Below are 18789 nucleotides of genomic sequence, written 5' to 3'. Positions count from 1 at the left end.
CTTGATTGATTTAAATGTGCGACAATAATATAGCACGATAGGAAAATATTAAACTATTTAAATTAAGATTTGAGGAGGGTTCAAATGGGTGAACAAAATAAACAAAATGCGCTGAATGAAGATCTTGAACGTGGTCTTCAAGGAAGGCATATTCAATTAATTGCACTTGGTGGAGCAATTGGTGTTGGCTTATTTTTAGGGTCAGCAACTACAATTCAGCAAGCAGGACCATCAATTCTTTTTGTATATCTTGTTGCTGGAATTATGATGTTTTTTATTATGAGAGCACTTGGTGAAATAGCAGTTTCATATCCGGTTTCTGGATCTTTTAGTGCTTATGCTACTGAATTTATCAGCCCACTTGCTGGGTATTTAACTGGATGGACTTATTGGTTTATGTGGATTACAACATGTATGGCAGAAGTTACGGCAGTAGGTGTGTATGTTAAGTTTTGGATACCATCGATGCCGCAGTGGATACCAGCTCTTCTTGCAGTTATTATAATGACTTGTATAAATCTAATAGCTGTAAAAGCTTATGGAGAATTTGAATTCTGGTTTGCATTAATTAAAGTTGTTACAATCATTGCGCTGATTGTTTTAGGTGCCTTTATGATTATATTTGGTTTAGGAAATGGAGGCAAACCAATTGGTATTTCAAATTTATGGAGCCATGGAGGTTTCTTCCCTAAAGGTATAGGTGGAGCAATTTCATCAGTAGTTATGGTTACATTTGCATTTCTTGGGACTGAACTTATTGGAGTAACAGCAGGCGAAGCACAAAATCCTGAAAAGACTATACCATCAGCTATAAATAAAGTTATATATAGGATATTAATATTTTACGTAGGTGCACTTTTTGTAATTATGGCAATTTATCCATGGAATGAAATAGGAACGACTGGAAGTCCATTTGTTTTAACATTTAGTAAACTTGGAATTGCAGCAGCAGCAGGTATAATAAACTTTGTTGTATTAACAGCAGCTTTATCTTCATGTAATAGTGGTATTTTTAGTACAGGCCGTATGCTTTATAATCTCTCACTTCAAGGAACAGCACCAAAAAAGTTTTCTGAATTAAGTAAAACAAAGGTGCCAAAGAATGGTATAATAATTTCAGCAGGTTTCTTATTAATAGGAGTGTTACTAAATTATGTTGTTCCTTCAAAAGTATTTACGTATGTAACTAGTGTTGCAACTTTTGGAGCAATTTGGACATGGGGAGTAATATTAGTATGTCAAATGAAATTCAGAAAAAGACTTACAGATGAACAAGTAAAGAAATTAAAGTTCCCTATGATTGGATACCCTTACTGCAACTGGATTGCCTTAGCATTTTTAATATTTGTAGTCTTTATGATGTTCTTCAACCATGATACACTGATAGCACTTATCATTGCACCTATTTGGTTTGCAATTTTGTTAATTTGTTATTATGCACTTGGTTTTAATAAAAAAGCTAAAGCTAATGAAAATAAGTAACATAATTTAAGTAAAAAAGTAGGACCCTATATATGGGGTTCTATTTTTATACAAGTAAGATAGTGACAAGAACTAATTTTAATACTATAATAATGTAGTATATATATAAATAACAAGTTTTTCTACTCGAGTTTTAAATTTGGTATAAACTTATTTAGTAAGTACAAAATATAAATTCTAACTTTGAATAATATAATGGGGGGTGTGATTATATGAAAAAGCAAACTCCAAAACTTAAAAAGAGCAGTTTGGAAAAAAGTAAAAGAAAAGTTACTATGAAAGATAGAGGATCTCATAAATTTTTATTTGAAATGATAGGCAGAATATTTAAGGATTAACTTGATAAAAAACAGCAGATTTTAAAAATCTGCTGCTTTTTTATGAAATTCTAAATTGTCAAGATCTCTGCCGTGGAAAAGCGGCATATCAAATTTCTTAATAATAGATAAACTTTGCTTAATATTTTTAGATAAATCAGTATTAGCTTCTATTAGTGACTGTTTTATACATTCATGAAAGTAATTACAGTATGCATAGTAATCTTTTCTTTCAGTTGAATATGTATTATAGTTATCATTACACCAGTCTATTATTTCTCTACAAAGATATAAATTACACGGATGCGGTCTTAGTGAAAAATCTAAGCTGCATCCGTGTCTTTTGAAAAATGGACAAATTCTGAAAAAAAACTTTGTTTTAAAACCTGAAATTTCACTTCCATATAATATATATTTATTATAATCATTTTTAAAAAACTTACCGCTTACTTGTATATGATACTGACTTACATAAGAATTTTTCATATTACATATTTTATAAATAAAAGATTCTTTATTTAGATTTAGTATATTTTTGATGTCCACTAAGTTGTACTTAGGAAAGTACCAGCAGCATCCTCTGTTTTTTATATCACACTTAGATGTAGATTCTAAAAATCCACTGCATTTTCCACAGAAATCACATTTGAATACAGGTATGTTTTTTTTAAATTCATAAGTTAACAAATAAACCCCTCCCGCTGTCTATTTTAGGCTAACTATCATAATATTCAAATAACATTATGTACAGGGATATGGATCTATATGATGAAATTAAAGGATTATATTGATTAAGGAGGATGAAATGGTTTATATTAACACAAAGTATAAAAATACATTATATTTTATAAATTAAAGTTAATTATAAGTTTTATAGAGAATAGTATATTAAGATGTTATAATAAAGAAGTTCAAGAGTTTGATATCTATTAAATAGGAGGTTTAACATGTTAAAACAAAAATTACTAGTACTTGATGGTAATAGTATTATGAATAGAACATTTTATGCTCTTCCGCCGCTTACTAATTCTGAAGGAATACATACTAATGCTGTATACGGATTTATTACAATGTTACTTAAAATGAAAGAAGAGATAAAAGCAGATTATATAGTATGTACTTTTGATAAAAAGGCTCCAACATTTAGACATAATGAATATAAGGACTATAAGGCTGGTAGAAAAAGAATGCCTCCTGAATTAGAAGAACAATTTCCAATAATTAAAGAAATACTAAAATTGCTTTCCATAAATATATTTGAGATAGATGGATTTGAGGCAGATGATATAATAGGTACACTTTCTAAATTTGCAGGAGAAGAAAATATAGAAGTGTATGTAGTTACAGGAGATAAAGATGCACTGCAGCTTGCAGCAGATAGTGTAAAAGTTGTAATAACAAAAAAAGGGGTTACTGAAAAAGAAATATATGATAAAAATAGAATGATAGATGAGTTTGGAGTAACACCTGCTCAATTTATAGATGTAAAAGGTCTTATGGGTGATAAGTCAGATAATATACCTGGAGTACCCGGCATAGGTGAAAAGACAGCTTTTAAACTAATAAAAGAATATGGAAGCATAGAAAATGTATTAATGAATATTGATAATATAAAAGGAAATAAAATTAAGGAGAATTTAAGACAGTACAGTGACCAGGCAATATTTAGCAAGAAGTTAGCAACTATTGTAACTGATGTACCCATAGAGATTAATTTGGATGATATAAAATCAAAAGATAATTATGATGAGAGTGCTCTCAAAAAATTGTTTATGAGACTTCAATTTAAATCTTTGATTGATAAAATAAAATTACCTAAAAATCAAGACAGCGGTGAAAGTTTTAAAGATACATTAAAATTTGAATTAGCCAGCGACTTAGAAAAATTAAAAAAAGTTGTATATAATATATTAGATACTTGTAAGAAAAAAGAAAGCTTGTATTTGACTTTTAAGATTGAAGATAAAAATAGCTATTCTAAAAGCTATATAGATAAAATATTCATAAGTATAGATGGCTTGAATTATATAATAAACATTAAAAAAATATATGATGCTGATAGTGAAGCTGCAGTAGATTTATTAAAGCTTATTTTTGAAGACGATGAAATTGAAAAAGTAAGTTATGATGTGAAACTTCCACTTACAGTGCTCCAAAAAGCAGGCATAAATTTTAGAGGAATCAAGTTTGATGTTAAAATAGCTGCTTATTTAATAGATTCTTCAAGGGGAAAGTATGATCTTGAAACCATAATAGAAGACTATTTGACTATTGATGCAGCTGGAGAAGGTGATGAGTTCCAAGTAAGGAAAACAATTTTACTTATTAAACTCTATAAAGTACTTAAAGATACTATAGAAGATAAAAATATGAATGAATTACTGTATAATATAGAACAGCCGCTTATATATGTGTTAGCTTCAATGGAATATGAAGGGTTTAGAGTCGACAAGGCTAAACTCATAGAACTAGAGGAAAAGTTTAAAAATGAAATTGAAAGCTGCAAGAAAAGTATATATTTGATGGCAGATGAAGAATTTAACATAAATTCTCCAAAGCAATTAGGTAAAATCTTATTTGAAAAACTAGACTTACCTGTAATAAAGAAAACTAAAACTGGATATTCAACAAATGCAGAAGTCCTAGAAAAACTTTATGACAAACATCCTATAATAGAAAAAATAATATATTATAGGCAGCTTACTAAGTTATATTCTACATATATAGAAGGATTAAAATCTGTAATTGATGTAGATGATAAGATTCATTCAAGCTTTAATCAGACAGTTACAACTACTGGACGACTTTCTAGCACTGAGCCAAACTTGCAAAACATACCGGTAAAGTATGAAATGGGAAAAGAGATAAGAAAAATATTTATACCTGAAAAAGATTCAGTGATATTGTCTGCTGATTATTCACAAATAGAACTCAGGGTACTTGCACACATAGCAAATGACAGTAATTTAATAGATGCATTTTTAAATCATAGTGATATTCATACGAAAACGGCATCAGAAGTGTTCAATGTTCCAATGGATGAAGTAACACATACCCAGAGAAGTAATGCTAAAGCTGTAAATTTTGGCATAGTTTATGGCATAGGTGATTTTAGTCTTGCCAAGGATTTGAAAATAACCAGAAAAGAAGCTAGAAATTATATAGACAAATATTTTGAAAGATATCCTGGTGTAAAGGAGTATTTGGATAATATTATAGAGAAAGCTCAAAAACAATCGTATGTGACTACTATAGCAAATAGAAGAAGATTTATTCCTGAAATAAATTCTTCTAATAAGATGGTGAGAGAATTTGGAAAGAGATTAGCCATGAATACACCAATTCAAGGCAGTGCAGCAGATATAATAAAGATAGCTATGGTTAATGTATACAATAAGCTAAAGGAAAAAGGCTGTAAAAGTTATTTAATTCTCCAAGTTCATGATGAATTAATATTAAATGTATATAAAGATGAAATTGAAGATGTCAAGAATTTAGTTAGAGATGAGATGGAAAGTGCTGTAGAATTAAAGGTACCTTTAGAGGTAGATATAAATACTGGGGACAATTGGTATGAAACAAAATAAATGGAGGAATATCTATGCTTAAAATTGGGCTTACAGGCGGCATTGGAAGTGGTAAAAGTACTGTTTCTAAACTACTTTGTGATATGGGATTTTACATTTTAGATGCGGATATTATAGCAAGAGAAGTTTTGAAGATTTACCCTGAGATACTTCAAGATGTAAAAAATGAATTTGGAAATGTTTTTTTTGATGAGGATGGTAAATTAAAAAGAAAAGAATTTGGAAATTATATTTTTCAAAATAAGGAAGAGAGAAAAAAATATGAACAAATAATAATGCCATTTATACGTAAGGAAACATTTATTAGATTAGAAAAGTGTGAGCAAGATGGAAAAAAGTTTTGTATCTTGGACGCACCTACATTAATAGAGAACAACTTTCATACATATATGGATATAAACCTATTAGTATGGGTGGATTTAAAGACTCAAATAGAGAGAGTTAAAAAAAGAGATGAATTATCAGAAAGTCAAGTTTTAATTAGAATAAATTCACAGATGGCTTTAGAGGAAAAAAGAAGGTTTGCAGACTACATTATAGATAATTCGGGTGATATAACTCAAACAAAAGAAAACTTATATATTGTACTAAGCAAAATTGGTATAAAATTTAAGGGGGGTGGAGTGCCTTAGAATCTTGGGCACAAAATGAATTGAAAAAAAAGATCAAAATAATTTTAGCACTAGTAATTATAGTGTTGGTATTTGGAAAATCTATAGCAAGATATTTTTACCCAATACAATATTCAAATTATATTGTTAAATATGCAAACGAGTATAATGTAGATCCATATTTAATAGCAGCTGTTATAAAAGCAGAAAGTAATTTTGATGAGGCTGCAATATCAAATAAAAATGCATATGGACTTATGCAGATTACCCCAGAGACTGCTAAATGGGCTGCAAAAAAAATGGGTATAAGTGATTTTAGTGTTGACATGCTCATGACTCCTGAATTTAACATTAAAATGGGATGCTGGTATATTAATGATTTAAAGAATGAGTTTAATGGAAATATAGAAGTTGTATTGGCTGCATATAACGGTGGAAGAGGTAATGTAAAAAAGTGGCTAAACGAAAAAGAACATTCTGATGATGGAAAAAACTTACACTACATACCATTTGAAGAAACAAGTAAATATGTAAAAAGAGTAAAAGTAAATTATAATATATACAAATATTTATATAAAAATAAACTTTAGAAGATGAAATATTAAAAAACATTATTTGTGCGAAATTAGATATAATATAAGCTTTGAAAAAGTTATCATAAGCATAATAGTTTTTAAAAAAGCTATATTGACAAATACAGAATAAATAGTATAATACTGATTAGAAAAGGTTTTTACTTTGATTCAATCGAATAATTTTTATATAATTTATAATTAAGCGAAGGTGGCGGAACGGCAGACGCACTACTTTGAGGGGGTAGCGAGTAATATCGTGTGGGTTCAAATCCCATCCTTCGCACCATTAAAACTGAATAGCTTCTGAAATATTCGACAAGCTCTAAGTTTTGAACCTACATTATAAAAACGGGAGTTCAACATTTAGATGTGGATATGTACTTTTGTGTGAATCCTTTAAACGGTAATAAGGGCGATAAAAGCATTTGTGAGGACACCCACCTATCGGGAGATAGGTGTCAAAATTAGGGCGACGGTATTTTGGATTTCACTATTGAATGTAATAGTTTTAAAAGAGAGGAATTTCCTCTCTTTTTGTTTTGCATTGCAATATTTTTAAATTACGAATTACGGTTCGCTTGACATTGAATTTATAATATTCTAAAATATACTAAAAGAAAATATTGCAAGTTTATTATTGCATAGTTGATATTTTCTGAATAGTAACAAAACTTAAATTTGCTCATCATACATTTTCTAATCTTGTTTGATAAGACTTGTTTATTTTGACTTTAAAAAAATAATGACCGCTATTATAAACAATTTTCATTTATATTAGGTATAAATATATTAATTCTTAAATTTCAAAGAAAATAAGCGCGATAATTTTTGGATAAAGTTATAACTTTTTATTAAAAAGTAAAGGTAATAATTTTAAAAAATGAATGTAATTGATACTCAATATGCTTTTAACTCAAATGTTCAAGTAATTTTTTAAAAGAGTAAACAGAGTATTGTTCTGTTTATTATAAATAATTAAATAATAAGAGGGTGAATTTTAGATGGATACGGTACAGGAACAAAATAAATCTAATAATTTAGATGCAGCGGATGTTATAAAAAAATACCCTAAACAGAAAAGGTTTACCTTGGCTATTTTACAGGATATACAAAGAAAGTACAAGTATATACCAAGAGAAGCCATAGAAGCTTTAGCAAAGTATTTAGATACACCTGTAAGCAGGCTGTATGGAATGGCTACTTTTTATAAGGCGTTGAGTCTTACGCCAAAGGGAAAATATATTATAACTGTATGTGATGGAACAGCATGTCATGTAGCTGGATCAATGGTTGTGTTTGATGAACTTGAAAAATATCTTGGAATTAAGCCGGGTGAGACTACAAAAGATCGTATGTTTTCAATAAATACTGTTAACTGCATTGGCTGTTGTGCTATATCTCCTGTTATGATGATAAATGATAAATATTACGGAAATTTAACACCTAAAATTGTAAAAGAAATTATTGATAGTTATAGGGGTGAAAAATAATGGATGAAAAGAAAACTATTAATGTGTGCTGCGGAACAGGTTGTTTGGCAAAAAATAGTACAGCAGTTTATGAAGAACTTAAAAACAAAATAAGTGAACTTGGGGCTAATGCTGAAGTAAAAACTAAATTTGAATTAAAAGCTGCTGGATGTGATGGACTCTGTGAGAAGGGACCTGTTATAAAAATATACCCGGATGATATAGCTTACTTTAAAGTTAAAGTTCAAGATGTAGAAGATATAGTAAAAAAGACCTTGATAAATGGGGAAATTATTGAAAAACTATTGTATTTTGAAACATCTACTAAAAAGAGACTTAAAAACCACAAACAAAGTGAGTTTTGTAAAAGACAGTATAAGATTGCCCTTAGAAATGTTGGAGAAATAGATCCTGCAAGTATAAGTGATTATATAGTAAGAGGTGGATATGAAGCTTTAAAAAAAGCAATTTCTCAAATGAAGCCTGAAGATGTACTGCATGAAATATCAATTTCAGGGTTAAGAGGAAGAGGAGGAGCCGGATTTCCTACTGGTCGTAAGTGGAAAACTGCTGCAGATATTGATACTAGTCCTAAGTATGTAGTATGTAATGGTGATGAAGGTGACCCTGGTGCATTTATGGATAGGGGTATTATGGAAGGAGATCCTTACAGTGTTATTGAAGGTATGACTTTATGCGCATATGCAGTTCACAGTGATCAAGGTTTTGCATATGTAAGAGATGAATATAGATTAGCTATAGAAAATTTACAAAAATCCATAGATATAGCTAGGGAAAATAACCTATTAGGAGATAGTATACTTGGAAGTAATTTTTCTTTTGATATTCAAATAGTAAGAGGTGGAGGAGCATTTGTATGCGGCGAATCTACAGCACTTATGTCGTCTATTGAGGGAAAAGTTGGAGAGCCAAGAGCTAAGTATATTCACACTACTGAAAAAGGATTGTGGGGTAAGCCAACTGTATTAAATAATGTTGAAACCTTGGCAGATGTTCCTGTAATAATTCAAAATGGTGGAGATTGGTATCACTCCATAGGAAGTATGGAAAAGAGCAAAGGAACAAAAGTATTTTCACTAGTTGGTAAAGTTAAGAATACTGGGCTTGTAGAAGTACCTATGGGTACAACTTTAAGGGAAATCATATTTAATATAGGCGGTGGAGTTTTAAATGATAGAAAATTTAAAGCTGTTCAAGTAGGCGGACCATCTGGAGGATGCTTACCAGAAAAATACTTAGACCTTCCAGTTGATTATGACACTCTTAAAGCAGCTAATTCTATGATGGGTTCGGGCGGTATGATTGTAATGGATGATAGGACATGTATTGTGGATGTTACAAGGTATTATTTGAGCTTCCTTTCAGAAGAATCATGTGGAAAGTGTGTACCTTGCAGAGAAGGCATAAGGAGAATGCTTGAAATACTCACAGATATATGTAATGGAAGTGGCAGGGAAGGAGATATAGATGAGCTCCTTGAGATAGGTTCTATGGTAGGTCAAGCATCATTATGTGGATTAGGCAAGAGTGCCCCAAATCCTGTTACAGCTGCAATAAGATATTTTAGAGATGAGTTTGAGGAACATATTCATGATAAGAGATGCCGTGCAGGTGTATGTAAAAAGCTTACAACATTTGTAATAGACCCTAATAAGTGTACAGGCTGTGACTTGTGTAAGAGGAATTGTCCTGCAGGTGCAATATATGGAGAAGTTAAGGAGCCCCACAGCATTGACATTCAAAAGTGTGTAAGATGTGGAAACTGTATGAATATGTGCAAGTTTAATGGGGTCAAAGTAAAATAAGGGGGTGTGGTTCTTATGAATATAATCATAGATGGAAAGACTTGTGAATGCCAGCGTGGAGAATTTATTCTTCAAATTGCAAGAAGAAATAATATATATATACCTACATTATGTCATAGTGATGCCTTGGCTGGTATTGGAAGCTGTAGATTGTGCATGGTAGAAGTTATAGATAGAGGCAGAACAAAGGTTGTTACAGCTTGCTTATTTCCTGTAACTAAAGAGATAGAAGTTGTTACAAATTCAGATAAGATAAAGAGGATGAGAAAAAATTTGGTTATGCTTTTAAAAGCTAGATGCCCTGAAAATAAGGAAATTGATGATTTAGCTAAATTTTTCAATGTTGATGAGCATAGAATTGAAAGATTTAAATTAGACAGGGCGGAAAATTGTGTTATTTGTGGATTGTGCACTAGAGCTTGTGACGAACTTGGGATAGGGGCTATATCTACTGTAAACAGGGGAATATATAAAGATGTATCAACTCCATACAATGAAATTTCACCAGATTGCATAGGCTGCGGTTCATGTGCTAATGTCTGCCCAACTAATGCCATAAAGATAACTCAAAAGGATGGCTGTATGGAAATCTGGGGTAAAAAATTCAAAATGGTAAAGTGCAGTGTGTGCGGTGAGTACTTTGCTGCAGAAGAACATATCAGATTTGCATATAAGAGAGCAGGTATGGAATTAGATTTAAGTAAGGTTATGTGTGATAAATGTAAAAGAGAAAAAAGTTCTAAGCAAATTGCAAAAATGTACAAAGATTATGATATTTAGATGATACGAAACTAAAAGAAGGGTGGTAAATTATAAAATGAAATTAGAACTCAATCCTTTTGTTTTGATAGATCCTAAAAAGTGTATAAATTGTCGTTCGTGTGAGGTAGCTTGTGCAGCAAATCATAGAGAAAACGGCAGAGGATTGACAGTAGGCAATATGGATACACCAATTGTTCCAAGGGCGTTTATTGTTAAAAATAAAGAATATAGTATAAGAATTCAATGCAGACAATGCGAAGATTCACATTGTGCAAAAGTATGTCCAACAAAAGCTATTACGTATGAGAATGGAAATATAGTAGTAAATCAAAAGTTATGTATAGGCTGCAAAACTTGTACGATTGTATGTCCTATAGGTGCTGTAGATTTAATGCCTAAATTTGAAAGTAAATCAGTTGATGGTGGAATAAATAGAAAGTTAAAGTTAATAGCTTATAAGTGTGATTTATGTAAAAATGCTGGTGGGGAACCTAATTGTGTAAAAGCATGTCCTAAAGATGCTTTAAGGGTAGTAAATCCCGAAGAGGATAAGAGGGACCATAATATTAAAGCTGCATTAGAGCTTATGTCAGACAGCGGATTATAGTTGAGTATTAAAATGAATGTGAAAAGAAGGGAATGTTGTATATGTTGAATAATCCCATAATAAATATAGATAAAGAATTGTGTACGGGTTGCAGACGCTGTGCAGAAGTATGTCCTGTTGATGCCATAGAAGGTGAAGATGAAAAACCACAGACTATAAATGTAGATAAATGTATTATGTGCGGGCAATGTGTACAAATTTGTAAGGGATATTTACCTACAGATAAAGAAACTTCTGCTCCGAGAAGTAAAAAGCTTTTTGATAGAGGAATGCTCATGAGTGTAAGAGAGCCAATTTTTGCAGCTTATAGTCTTGGACAAGTAAAAAAATTGAAGGAAATGCTTAGAAATAAAGATATGTTTAAAGTTGTTCAGTGCGGACCATCAGTTAGAGTTGCATTAGGTGAAGATTTTGGACTGCCTCTTGGAACGCTAACTCCAGGTAAAATGGCTGCATCGCTTAGAAAGTTAGGATTTGACAAAGTTTATGATACAAATTTTGGAGCAGATCTTACTATAATGGAAGAAGGAAGTGAATTAATATCTAGATTAAAAGAGAATAAAAATTTACCTATGTTTACATCATGCTGTCCTGCATGGATAAAATATATAGAACAAACATATCCCGAACTTTTGGATCATCTTTCAACCTGTAAGTCACCACAGCAAATGTCTGGTGCAGTATTTAAGACTTATGGTGCAAAAATAAATGGAATTAAACCTGGTAGAATTTACAGCGTATCAGTAATGCCTTGTACTTGTAAAGAATTTGAATGCGAAAGAGAAGAAATGCAAGATAGTGGATATAGGGATGTGGATTTAGTTATAACTACTAGGGAATTAGCACAACTTCTAAAAGATGAGGGAATAGATTTCTATGAATTACAAGAGGAAAACTTTGATGATCCACTTGGAGAATATTCTGGTGCAGGAACTATATTTGGTTCAACTGGAGGAGTTATGGAGGCAGCCATTAGAACTGGCTATGAACTTGTAACTAAAAAGCCAATCCCTAATCTAGATCTTACTATGGTAAGAGGAGGAGAAGGATTTAGAACAGCTGAAATTGAACTTGGAGATTTGAAACTTAAAGTTGGTGTAGCATCAGGACTTAAAAATGTTAAGCCTGTTTTAGAATCTATAAAAGAAGGAAAGTGTGACTTACATTTTATAGAAGTGATGACATGTCCGGAAGGATGCATAAGCGGCGGCGGTCAGCCTAAGTTATTTATGGATTCTGATAGAGAACAAGCTTATAGTAATAGAAAGAAATCTATATATCAACATGATGTCAATTTAAGCATAAGAAAATCTCATGAAAACCCTGCTATAAAAGAAATTTATAAAGAATTTTTAAAAGAACCTTTGGGAAATAAGTCCCATGAATTGCTTCATACAAAGTATGTATCTAGGAAAAATGCTTCGCATTTTTAGAGGACATAGGACAGTGAAGGTTGATTTTTTGCTAACGCAAAAGAATCTTTAAATTTAAATTTTTCTTTGAACTTTTTTCTTCTTTCAGTAAATTTAAAGACAAATGTCGTAAGACAGCTAAATTGGAATTTGTGAATAAGTAAGAAGCAGGAGCTAAGAAGTAATAGTTGTGGTGAAAATTCAGCAAAGCTGAATTTTCACCACAACTATTACTTTTTTACTCTTACTTCTTAACTTTGGTTTTATATATTAGATTATATTGATTAAACCGTAAAAATAAAAGGGCTGTGCCCTAAAATCTTATATGCGTTTGCCCTGGCAATATTTTTCGTAATTTTATATAAAAGCTTGAACTTATTAATTTGTTATGATAATATACTTTGTATGCATACATATGTCTATAATATACGGACAGAAACGAGGGGTTTTATGAATACTAAATATTTGATAATTGATACGAGAATTCTTCCTCAGGTTTTTACCAAAGTTATAAAGTTAAAAGAGCTTTTGAGAATTGGAGAAGTAAAGGATATATCTGATGGGGTAAAAAAGGTGGGAATAAGTAGAAGTACATATTATAAATATAAGGACTTTGTATTTACATTGTCGGAAGGTGTAACAGGACATAAAGTTACCTTGGGGTTAATGCTTGCACATGAAGCAGGTACGCTATCTAAGATATTAGATAAGATAGCTTTAAGAAGAGGTAGTATACTTACAATAAATCAAGATATTCCAATAAACAAGGCGGCAAGTGTTACAATAACGTTTGATGCATCTAAATTAAATACAGAAATTAATGATTTAGTTGATGAACTTTCATCGATTAAAAATGTTGTAAAAGTGGATTTAATAGCTGTAGAATAGATCTTAACTAGTACTTATATCGATTAGTGAGTATCTTATTGGAAATGAGATAAAAGTGCTGATTTTTTTTAATGATAAATTCATGTTAAAAATTCAGCACTTTTTTACTGCCTATTCATAATTATATGTAATAAAACAGCATTTTTATAAATATTAATATATTGAATATATAAAACAAAGCTTGGTGGTGAAAAAATGAAATACACAAGGTATGATTTAAAACAAAAAAGTGATGGTAAGTCATTTATTTTAATAGTAGTTTCTATTTTAATATTTGCGTTTTTCTTTGCAACTGTAATATTTAAAATATTTACTGGAAACAGCAGTTTAACAAATAAAGCTAGCAGTGCAGCAGACACTCAAATAAACAACCAGACTAAAAAAGGGAGTCAAAATAGTAATGCTGTACCAAATGATCAAAAATCGGGTAAGTTTATAGTTGTACAAGGTGGAATATATACGGATAAAAGCAATGCTGAACAAGAAAAAAATGTTTTAAAACAATATGGGATGTCATTTTCAGTGACAGAACAAGATAAAACAAGAGTGTTACTTGGAATTTATAATGAAAAAACAGGAAAAGATATTGCAGCATCTCTTACTGAGCAAAAAGTTGATAATTCAAAAATAGTATTTTCTGTAGATAAAGATAGCCAATGTAATACTCAAATAGTGGAGTTAGTAAATGCATATATACAAGTTTTAAACAAGATGTCAGAAAAAAATGTTGAAGCTGTACAGACGTCAGAATTAAAGAAATGGACCAATTCACTTGATAAGGTTAAAGACGGTAAAAACTTAAATGCATTAAATGAAATTAAATCTTACATAAATAAATTACCAGATAAGATATCTAAAGACAAAGTTGAAGAAAATTATATATATGTATATAATTTTTTAAATAAGGTTGGGAAAAAGTAAAATTATAGGGTTTTCAAGTAAAAACTTAACTCATACTCCAGAAAATATATACAGTCTTTGACACTGTAAAAACAGAGGACATAGGACAGAGGACAGAGGATATAGGACAGAGGACAATGAAGGTTGATTTTTTTGCTAACGCAAAAAAATCTTTAAATTTAAATTGGCAATGTTTCGCTTTAGCGAAACAAGCCTAAAAAATAAATTAGTTTTCTGACGTAAGGAAGAAAACTTACCTTCTCTGTCACATGTCCTTTGTCATCTGTCCTCTATCTTTTTTAATTTTTTTTAAAACAATTGTATATATACTTGTTTAACCTTTTATTAAATGATAAACTATATTAGATATAAAATTAAAGTGGGGGATTAATTTGAAAGGAGCTGAAAAGAGCAGCGGCTTTTTATGTTTTATAATATTATTAGGAGCCATGTCTGGAAGTTTCATTGGGGATATAATAGGAGAAAATTTTAATTTCTTAAGCTTTTTAAAAAATACATACGTTATAGGCAGTTCAACTCCACTAGTATTAAATTTAAAGTTTATGGTGTTAACTTTAGGATTGAGTTTAAATGTTAGCATAATGACTATAGCTGGTATAATTGTGGCTATAATATTATATAGAAGATACTAGATTAAGGAGTGATACTAATAATGAGAGTTATTCTGGCGTCAGCTTCAAGTAGAAGGCAGGAATTATTCCATAGGCTAACGGATAATTTTGAAATAATAGTTAGCAATTTTGATGAAAGTTTAGTTGAATTTAAAGGAAATTGTGCCTATTATGTAATGGAACTAGCTGAGCAAAAAGCCGTGAGTGTAAAAAATAGTTTAAATGATAAAGTTAAAAATAGGATTATAATAGTAGGATGTGATACTATTGTGTCTTTTAAAAATAAAATACTTGGAAAACCCAAGGATGAAAAAGAAGCTTTTAATATGCTTAAATTACTAAGTGGAAATGTTCACAAAGTATATTCAGGTATAGCTTTAGTGGATACACTAAAGCATGAAGTAAAAAGGGATTTTGTTTGTACAGATGTCAAATTTTCTACTTTATCTGATAATGATATAATAAAATACATAAAAACAGGTGAAGGCATAGACAAAGCAGGAGCATATGGCATTCAAGGGTATGGAGGAATTTTTGTCGAGGAAATCCATGGATGCTACTATAATGTTGTAGGATTGCCTTTAAATAAATTGTCTAATATGCTAAGGAGTATGGGGGTAAATCTATAAAGAAGGTAGTTATATGGGAAAAATTATGGATTTATCTAAAAATGAAAGACCTAGGGAGAGGTTATTAAAATATGGAGTAAAAGCATTGTCAAATGCTGAACTTTTATCAATAATATTGGGGTCTGGAAGTAAAAAAGAAAATATAGTAGAATTAAGTAATAGGATCATAAAAGAAAGTGGAGGACTCAATGGACTGTTGAATTCAAACTTAGAGGCTTTTCAAAGTCTTTATGGGGTAGGAAAAGTCAAATCTGCTCAGATTGTAGCTATAGCAGAGATATCTAAGAGATTTAATTCTTATAAAGATGGCGGTGAATACAAAATTTTGAAGCCGCTTGATGCTGCTAATCTTGTAATGAGTGAAATGAGTAATTTAAAACAGGAGCATTTAATGGAGATATTGCTAAATACCAAAAATATTGTAATATGTGTTAGTGATATTTCTGCTGGAAGTTTAAATTCTTCTATAGTACATCCGCGTGAAGTATTTTGTGAGGCTATAAAGAAAAATAGTGCTTCTATTATAATATGTCATAATCATCCTTCTGGCGATCCTTCGCCTAGTAGTGAAGATTTGAATATAACTTATAGATTGAAAGAATGTGGTAAAATTCTAGGAATTACTTTGTTAGATCATTTAATTATAGGAAATGGAAAATACATTAGTTTAAAAGAAAAAGGAATATTGTAGTTATGTATTGAAAGGAGAAAAATGATGGGATTTTTTGGCATAACAAGAGATATGGGAATCGATTTAGGAACAGCAAATACTTTAATATATGTAAAGAGTAAGGGAATAGCACTTAGAGAGCCTTCGGTTGTGGCTATAAATAATGAAGCAAAAAAGGTTTTAGCTGTAGGGGCTGAAGCTAAAGAAATGATAGGAAGAACACCAGGAAATATAGTAGCTATAAGACCTTTAAAAGATGGCGTGATTGCTGATTTCGATGTTACACAAACTATGCTTAGAAAGTTTATTGAGAAGATAAGTCCAAAATCTGCTTTCACAAGCCCAAGAATAGTTATATGTTTTCCTTCAGGAGTTACAGAAGTTGAAAAGAGAGCTATAGATGAGGCTACAAAACAAGCTGGAGCAAGAGATGTACTTCTTATGGAAGAACCTATGGCAGCTGCTATTGGTGCTGGACTTCCAGTAAATGAACCAACAGGAAGCATGATAGTTGATATTGGAGGAGGTACTACTGAAGTTGCAGTTATATCTCTCGGCGGAATAGTTACAAGTAAATCTTTAAGAATAGCTGGAGATGAATTAGACCAATCTATAGTAAACTATATAAAAAAAGAGTATAGTTTAGCAATAGGTGAGAGAACTGCAGAAAATGTAAAAATACAACTTGGATCAGCATTCCAGGTTGAAGATGAAGAAGAAAAGTCTATGGAAATAAGAGGTAGAGATTTAATATCAGGACTGCCTAAGGTTATAAATATTACAGAAACTGAAGTGAGAAGTGCGCTGCAAGAAGCAGTAGTTGCAATAATTGATTCTATAAAGACTACTCTTGAAAAAACACCTCCAGAACTAGCTTCAGATATCATGGATAAAGGTATAATGCTTGCTGGCGGTGGTGCAATGCTTAAAGGACTGGATTTACTTATAAATAAAGAAACACATATGCCTGTTCATATAGCAGAATCTCCTCTTGACTGTGTTGCTCTTGGTGCAGGTAAAGCACTAGATACTATAGACAAGATAATAGCTAGTAGAAAATAATAATTATGAAGATATTCAAAAATAAACTGGCAGTAGCAATTGTAGTACTGTCAGTTACATTTTTAATTTTAATTACACAGGGATTCAGGAGAAATAAATTACCTTTTTTAGAAAATAGCATAGGTGCTGCCTTTAATCCAGTTCAAGGTACAATATACAAGCTTAATAATGGTGTAAAGAATTTTGTGGGTTTTATATTTAACTTTTCTGATGTCAAAACTGAAAATGAACAATTAAAAAAGAAAAATAGTGAACTCGAAAATAAATTAGTGGAATACAACTCACTTAAAAGTGATAATGATAATTTAAGGAAAATGCTCAACTTTAAAAATCAAAGATCGGAATATGACTATTTAGGATGTGATATTATAGGCAAAAGCGGTGATGGAGTTCTAGATCAATTTATTATAAATAAGGGAAGTAAAAGTGGAATTGAAAAACAAATGATAGTCGTAACTGCAGAAGGATTAGTTGGACAAATAACTAAAGTAGGTAGTAGTTGGTCAATAGTTCAAACTTTATCAAATGAAAATATAGCTGTAAGTGCAACTATAGAGAGTACGGATGAAAATAGTGGAGTAGTTAAGGGATACAAGGATAGCGATAATAAATTGCTTACACAGCTGTGCTATTTGCCTGAAAGTTCCAATGTAAAAAAAGGAGATGTTATATTGACATCAGGTCTTGGAGGATTTTATCCTAAGGGAATAAGAATAGGTTCAGTAATAGATGTGCAAGAAGATAAGGGTAAAGTAATGAAGAATGCTATAGTAAAACCATATGTTGATTTTAACAAGATCAATGAAGTTTTTGTAGTTATCCCTAAAAATAAAATAGATGTGAAATATTAAGGTGATATGATATGAGAAAAACGTTGATTTTAATATTGCTGTCAATATTATTTTTTATATTGGATAATGTGTTAATGCCATTTTTATCTATAAGAGGCGTATATCCTAGCTTGCTTTTAATTTTTATAATTTCATATTCGATTATAAATGGAAGCTGGGAAGGGTTATGGATTGGAGCTTTGTGTGGTATGCTTCAAGACGTTTACTTTCTAAATGGTTTTGGAATAAATGCTTTTACTGATATGATTATATGCATATTAGCTGGATTTATAGGTAATAGTATACTTAAGCAGAAAATACTTATGCCTGTAGTTACATGTTTTTCATTGAGTATTTTAAAGGGAATTTTGGTTTTTATAATATTGTATATAGGTAAGGTATATAGCAGCTTGGGAAATGTATTTTTTATAGGTATATATGATGCGATTATAGCACTTATAATGTATAGAAGTGTATATAGGCTTTGCCAAAAGCCATATATGCAAAAGAGATGGAGATTTTAAGGGAAT

The 18789-nt window shown here is 30.8% G+C and carries 19 protein-coding genes, 1 tRNA gene and 1 other RNA gene; 20 read left to right on the top strand and 1 reads right to left on the bottom strand.

Features of this window, described 5'->3' with window-relative positions; all coding sequences use genetic code 11:
- Nucleotides 1–84 precede the first annotated feature (84 nt).
- Both EBB51_RS09500 and EBB51_RS13970 read left to right on the top strand, forming a co-directional pair.
- Nucleotides 85–1482 carry an amino acid permease gene (locus EBB51_RS09500; RefSeq protein WP_190285261.1) on the top strand — a complete coding sequence of 466 codons (1398 nt, stop codon included), beginning with the start codon at nucleotides 85–87 and terminating at the stop codon, nucleotides 1480–1482.
- Nucleotides 1483–1694: 212 nt separating this feature from the next.
- Nucleotides 1695–1820, top strand: coding sequence for a hypothetical protein (locus EBB51_RS13970; RefSeq protein WP_279221785.1), 126 nt, complete (start codon nucleotides 1695–1697; stop codon nucleotides 1818–1820).
- Nucleotides 1821–1841: 21 nt separating this feature from the next.
- On the opposite strand, the gene EBB51_RS09495 is transcribed toward EBB51_RS13970, so the two are convergent.
- On the bottom strand, nucleotides 1842–2486 hold the full coding sequence (locus tag EBB51_RS09495; RefSeq protein WP_123054249.1) for a hypothetical protein: 645 nt from the start codon (nucleotides 2484–2486) through the stop codon (nucleotides 1842–1844).
- A 260-nt stretch (nucleotides 2487–2746) separates the two neighbouring features.
- Here EBB51_RS09495 and polA point away from each other — a divergent pair, with 260 nt between their 5' ends.
- The 18 genes from polA to mreD all read left to right on the top strand — a co-directional run bounded on the left by polA (nucleotide 2747) and on the right by mreD (nucleotide 18783).
- A complete protein-coding gene (gene polA, locus EBB51_RS09490; RefSeq protein ID WP_123054248.1) occupies nucleotides 2747–5386 on the top strand; it encodes a DNA polymerase I in 2640 nt (879 codons plus the stop codon).
- A 14-nt stretch (nucleotides 5387–5400) separates the two neighbouring features.
- Entirely contained in the window at nucleotides 5401–6018 is a 618-nt protein-coding gene (coaE, locus tag EBB51_RS09485) for a dephospho-CoA kinase (protein ID WP_123054247.1), read from the top strand.
- A gap of 20 nt (nucleotides 6019–6038) precedes the next feature.
- Nucleotides 6039–6587 (top strand): lytic transglycosylase domain-containing protein, encoded by a 549-nt coding sequence (locus EBB51_RS09480; protein WP_190285260.1) that lies wholly within the window; start codon nucleotides 6039–6041, stop codon nucleotides 6585–6587.
- A gap of 187 nt (nucleotides 6588–6774) precedes the next feature.
- A tRNA-Leu gene (locus tag EBB51_RS09475) sits at nucleotides 6775–6858 on the top strand.
- An 11-nt stretch (nucleotides 6859–6869) separates the two neighbouring features.
- A non-coding RNA gene (gene ssrS / locus EBB51_RS09470) (6S RNA) lies at nucleotides 6870–7063 on the top strand.
- A 510-nt stretch (nucleotides 7064–7573) separates the two neighbouring features.
- Nucleotides 7574–8062 (top strand): NADH-quinone oxidoreductase subunit NuoE, encoded by a 489-nt coding sequence (gene nuoE / locus EBB51_RS09465; RefSeq protein ID WP_123054246.1) that lies wholly within the window; start codon nucleotides 7574–7576, stop codon nucleotides 8060–8062.
- Nucleotides 8062–9867, top strand: coding sequence for an NADH-quinone oxidoreductase subunit NuoF (locus EBB51_RS09460; RefSeq protein WP_123054245.1), 1806 nt, complete (start codon nucleotides 8062–8064; stop codon nucleotides 9865–9867). The genes nuoE and EBB51_RS09460 overlap by 1 nt, the downstream gene beginning before the upstream one ends.
- A 15-nt stretch (nucleotides 9868–9882) precedes the next feature.
- Nucleotides 9883–10647, top strand: coding sequence for a 2Fe-2S iron-sulfur cluster-binding protein (locus EBB51_RS09455; RefSeq protein WP_123054244.1), 765 nt, complete (start codon nucleotides 9883–9885; stop codon nucleotides 10645–10647).
- A 37-nt stretch (nucleotides 10648–10684) separates the two neighbouring features.
- The gene (locus tag EBB51_RS09450; protein WP_123054243.1) at nucleotides 10685–11236 is read left to right on the top strand and encodes a 4Fe-4S dicluster domain-containing protein; all 552 of its coding nucleotides are present in this window, start codon (nucleotides 10685–10687) and stop codon (nucleotides 11234–11236) included.
- A gap of 32 nt (nucleotides 11237–11268) precedes the next feature.
- The gene (locus EBB51_RS09445; protein WP_190285259.1) at nucleotides 11269–12669 is read left to right on the top strand and encodes a [FeFe] hydrogenase, group A; all 1401 of its coding nucleotides are present in this window, start codon (nucleotides 11269–11271) and stop codon (nucleotides 12667–12669) included.
- A gap of 429 nt (nucleotides 12670–13098) precedes the next feature.
- Nucleotides 13099–13536, top strand: a complete 438-nt coding sequence (locus tag EBB51_RS09440; RefSeq protein WP_123054242.1) for an ACT domain-containing protein — start codon at nucleotides 13099–13101, stop codon at nucleotides 13534–13536.
- Nucleotides 13537–13731: 195 nt separating this feature from the next.
- Nucleotides 13732–14457, top strand: a complete 726-nt coding sequence (locus EBB51_RS09435; protein ID WP_123054241.1) for a hypothetical protein — start codon at nucleotides 13732–13734, stop codon at nucleotides 14455–14457.
- A gap of 371 nt (nucleotides 14458–14828) precedes the next feature.
- Nucleotides 14829–15089, top strand: coding sequence for a DUF4321 domain-containing protein (locus EBB51_RS09430; protein ID WP_123054240.1), 261 nt, complete (start codon nucleotides 14829–14831; stop codon nucleotides 15087–15089).
- Nucleotides 15090–15109: 20 nt separating this feature from the next.
- On the top strand, nucleotides 15110–15697 hold the full coding sequence (locus tag EBB51_RS09425) for a Maf-like protein (protein ID WP_123054239.1): 588 nt from the start codon (nucleotides 15110–15112) through the stop codon (nucleotides 15695–15697).
- A gap of 13 nt (nucleotides 15698–15710) precedes the next feature.
- Nucleotides 15711–16388 (top strand): DNA repair protein RadC, encoded by a 678-nt coding sequence (gene radC, locus EBB51_RS09420; RefSeq protein ID WP_123054238.1) that lies wholly within the window; start codon nucleotides 15711–15713, stop codon nucleotides 16386–16388.
- A gap of 24 nt (nucleotides 16389–16412) precedes the next feature.
- Entirely contained in the window at nucleotides 16413–17429 is a 1017-nt protein-coding gene (locus tag EBB51_RS09415; RefSeq protein ID WP_123054237.1) for a rod shape-determining protein, read from the top strand.
- A 5-nt stretch (nucleotides 17430–17434) separates the two neighbouring features.
- Nucleotides 17435–18280 carry a rod shape-determining protein MreC gene (mreC, locus tag EBB51_RS09410; RefSeq protein ID WP_123054236.1) on the top strand — a complete coding sequence of 282 codons (846 nt, stop codon included), beginning with the start codon at nucleotides 17435–17437 and terminating at the stop codon, nucleotides 18278–18280.
- Between the two features lie 11 nt (nucleotides 18281–18291).
- Nucleotides 18292–18783: a rod shape-determining protein MreD gene (gene mreD / locus EBB51_RS09405; protein ID WP_123054235.1), complete on the top strand. Its 492-nt coding sequence runs from the start codon at nucleotides 18292–18294 to the stop codon at nucleotides 18781–18783.
- Nucleotides 18784–18789: the final 6 nt, after the last annotated feature.

The sequence above is a fragment of the Clostridium sp. JN-1 genome (assembly GCF_003718715.1).
Taxonomy (GTDB): Bacteria; Bacillota; Clostridia; order Clostridiales; family Clostridiaceae; genus Clostridium_AV.
This window is presented reverse-complemented; position numbering and strand designations above follow the sequence as displayed.

What these genes read in the sequence shown, in the direction of transcription:
- EBB51_RS09500 (WP_190285261.1), top strand. Translation starts at nt 85, where the DNA reads ATGGGTGAACAAAATAAACAAAATGCGCTGAATGAAGATCTTGAACGT.
- EBB51_RS13970 (WP_279221785.1), top strand. Translation starts at nt 1,695, where the DNA reads ATGAAAAAGCAAACTCCAAAACTTAAAAAGAGCAGTTTGGAAAAAAGT.
- polA (WP_123054248.1), top strand. Translation starts at nt 2,747, where the DNA reads ATGTTAAAACAAAAATTACTAGTACTTGATGGTAATAGTATTATGAAT.
- coaE (WP_123054247.1), top strand. Translation starts at nt 5,401, where the DNA reads ATGCTTAAAATTGGGCTTACAGGCGGCATTGGAAGTGGTAAAAGTACT.
- nuoE (WP_123054246.1), top strand. Translation starts at nt 7,574, where the DNA reads ATGGATACGGTACAGGAACAAAATAAATCTAATAATTTAGATGCAGCG.
- EBB51_RS09460 (WP_123054245.1), top strand. Translation starts at nt 8,062, where the DNA reads ATGGATGAAAAGAAAACTATTAATGTGTGCTGCGGAACAGGTTGTTTG.
- EBB51_RS09455 (WP_123054244.1), top strand. Translation starts at nt 9,883, where the DNA reads ATGAATATAATCATAGATGGAAAGACTTGTGAATGCCAGCGTGGAGAA.
- EBB51_RS09450 (WP_123054243.1), top strand. Translation starts at nt 10,685, where the DNA reads ATGAAATTAGAACTCAATCCTTTTGTTTTGATAGATCCTAAAAAGTGT.
- EBB51_RS09445 (WP_190285259.1), top strand. Translation starts at nt 11,269, where the DNA reads ATGTTGTATATGTTGAATAATCCCATAATAAATATAGATAAAGAATTG.
- EBB51_RS09440 (WP_123054242.1), top strand. Translation starts at nt 13,099, where the DNA reads ATGAATACTAAATATTTGATAATTGATACGAGAATTCTTCCTCAGGTT.
- EBB51_RS09435 (WP_123054241.1), top strand. Translation starts at nt 13,732, where the DNA reads ATGAAATACACAAGGTATGATTTAAAACAAAAAAGTGATGGTAAGTCA.
- EBB51_RS09425 (WP_123054239.1), top strand. Translation starts at nt 15,110, where the DNA reads ATGAGAGTTATTCTGGCGTCAGCTTCAAGTAGAAGGCAGGAATTATTC.
- radC (WP_123054238.1), top strand. Translation starts at nt 15,711, where the DNA reads ATGGGAAAAATTATGGATTTATCTAAAAATGAAAGACCTAGGGAGAGG.
- EBB51_RS09415 (WP_123054237.1), top strand. Translation starts at nt 16,413, where the DNA reads ATGGGATTTTTTGGCATAACAAGAGATATGGGAATCGATTTAGGAACA.
- mreC (WP_123054236.1), top strand. Translation starts at nt 17,435, where the DNA reads ATGAAGATATTCAAAAATAAACTGGCAGTAGCAATTGTAGTACTGTCA.
- mreD (WP_123054235.1), top strand. Translation starts at nt 18,292, where the DNA reads ATGAGAAAAACGTTGATTTTAATATTGCTGTCAATATTATTTTTTATA.